At 58.5% G+C, this 2675-nt stretch carries 1 protein-coding gene; it reads right to left on the bottom strand.

The window, feature by feature from the left end; all coding sequences use genetic code 11:
* On the bottom strand, positions 1-2675 hold a 2675-nt coding region (rpoB, locus tag K1Y02_26800), incomplete at both ends, for a DNA-directed RNA polymerase subunit beta (GenBank protein ID MBX7259993.1).

Below are 2675 nucleotides of genomic sequence, written 5' to 3' on the forward strand. Positions count from 1 at the left end.
AGTCCGGTCATACCATCGTGCAACTGGATCTTACCGGAAGTCGGCAGGCCGGCTTTGGTCAACTGATCCTTGATGTCACGTTCGGTGGCGCCGTCAAAAACGGGCGTCGCGAAGTGCAGACCGAGCGCCTTTGCCGCCCATCCAAGGTGAGTCTCCAGAATCTGACCCACGTTCATACGGGAAGGTACGCCGAGCGGATTGAGCACGATTTCAACGGGGGTACCGTCGGGAAGATAGGGCATATCCTCCTCGGGAACGATGCGGGCAATGACACCCTTGTTTCCGTGGCGTCCGGCCATCTTGTCGCCAACTGAAAGCTTACGCTTCATGGCGATGTAGACCTTCACCATCTTGATCACGCCCGGGGGCAGTTCGTCGCCCTTCTTGAGCTTCGCGGTCTTCTCTTCCGTGATCTTTTCGAGCACGGCGATCTGCCGCGACGTCATCTCTTCGATCTCGTCGATCTGTTCGTTCATCCGCAGGTCTTTGTCCTTGAAGCGAAGCCGCTTCAGGTCGCGGGCACGGATCTTTTCCAGGATGTCGCGAGTGATGAAAGCACCCTTGCTGATGAGCTTCTTGTTGGTCTTCTCATCGTGCAGATCGGCGAGGACTTCCTTGCCGTCCATCAACATCGACAGGCGCTTGGCGCGCTCGTCGTTGAGGATGCGCTTTTCGTCTTCGAGGTTGCGGTGCAGGCCGGCGATCTTGTTTTCCAGAATGAGCTTCGAACGCTCATCCAGATCGGCACCTTTGCGCGAGAACACGCGCGCATCCACCACCACGCCTTCGATACCCGGCGGGCAGTACAGCGAGGCGTCCTTCACGTCTCCGGCCTTTTCACCGAAGATCGCACGGAGCAGTTTCTCTTCCGGAGTAAGCTGGGTTTCGCCCTTCGGCGTCACTTTGCCCACCAGGATGTCGCCGGGCTTCACGGAAGCGCCGACGTGGATGATTCCGCTTTCGTCCAGGTTCCGGAGGAAGCTTTCGCTGATGTTCGGAATATCGCGCGTGATTTCCTCAGGACCAAGCTTGGTGTCGCGGGCTTCGATTTCGAACTCCTCGATGTGAACCGAGGTGTAGTAATCTTCCTTCACCAGCTTTTCACTGACCACGATCGCGTCTTCGAAGTTATACCCGCGCCAGGGCATGAAGGCCACCAGCACGTTACGGCCCAGGGCCAGTTCGCCTTTGTCCGTGCAGGGCCCGTCGGCGAGCACGTCGCCCTTCTTCACTCGCTGGCCGAGTTTGGCGATCGGCTTCTGGTTGATACAGGTATTCTGGTTGGAGCGCTTGAACTTAATGAGCTGGTAGATGTCGGCACCGACTTCGCGCGACATCTGCCCTTCGTGGACGTTTCCTTCCACGCGAACAATGATGCGCTCAGAGTCCACCGAATCCACGATGCCGGAGCGGCGGCAGATTTGCACCGCGCCCGAATCGCGAGCCGTGACCCACTCCATGCCCGTACCGACAAACGGAGCATCGGCACGCAACAGCGGCACCGCCTGCCGTTGCATGTTCGACCCCATCAAAGCGCGGTTGGCGTCGTCGTTTTCAAGGAACGGAATGAGACTGGCAGCCACCGAAACAAGCTGCTTCGGGCTCACGTCCATGTACTCCACTTCGTCACGATGAATCAGGACGAAGTTCCCTTGCTTACGAGCGTTCACCAGATCGGCCACAATGGAACCGGCCTGATCGATCTCCACGTTGGCCTGGGCGATGATGTACTTGTCTTCTTCCCACGCGGAAAGGTAGTCGCAGTGGGCTTCCACTTCGGCAGGCTGTTTACCCGCCTTCAAGTCGCGATTCAGCTTGTCCGACGCTTCCCGGTCCAGCACCTGGCCGACCTTGGTGTTGGTGTCGCCGGGGTTCAGCACACGAATTTCATCCACCAATCGGCCTTGCACCACACGGCGGTATGGGCTCTCGATGAAGCCGTAGTCGTTGATGCGGGCAAAGCACGACAGCGAGGAGATCAGACCGATGTTCGGACCTTCCGGCGTTTCAATCGGGCAGATACGGCCGTAGTGCGTGGGGTGCACGTCGCGCACTTCGAAACCGGCGCGCTCGCGGGACAGACCGCCTGGCCCAAGGGCCGACAGACGCCGCTTGTGCGTGATTTCCGAAAGCGGGTTGGTCTGGTCCATGAACTGCGAAAGCTGGCTCGATCCGAAAAACTCACGGATCGCGGCCATCACCGGCTTGGCGTTCACCAGGTCGTGCGGCATCGCCGTCGACATTTCCTGGTAAACAGACATCTTTTCTTTGATGGCGCGTTCCATGCGCACCAGACCGATGCGGAACTGGTTCTCCAGCAACTCACCCACGGCGCGAACGCGGCGGTTGCCGAGGTGATCAATATCATCCACGGCGCCAACGCCCTTGCGCAACTTGAGCAGGTAGCGAATCGTGTTGATGAAGTCGTCTTCCGTAAGCGTGCGCTTGTCGAGCGACGTTTCATCCGCCTTATCGAAAAGCTTGATATTGAACTTCATGCGCCCGACGCGCGAGAAGTCGTACTTGCGGGCGTCGAAGAACATGCCCTGGAACAATTGCGTAGCCGTATCGAGAGTCGGCGGATCTCCAGGCCGAAGCTTACGGTAGATTTCCAACAGCGCTTCGTTCTGCGCTTTGCAGGAATCTTTCTTCAGCGTCGCCGAAACGACGTTGCC

The sequence above is a fragment of the Candidatus Hydrogenedentota bacterium genome (assembly GCA_019695095.1).
Classification (GTDB): domain Bacteria; phylum Hydrogenedentota; class Hydrogenedentia; order Hydrogenedentales; family SLHB01; genus JAIBAQ01.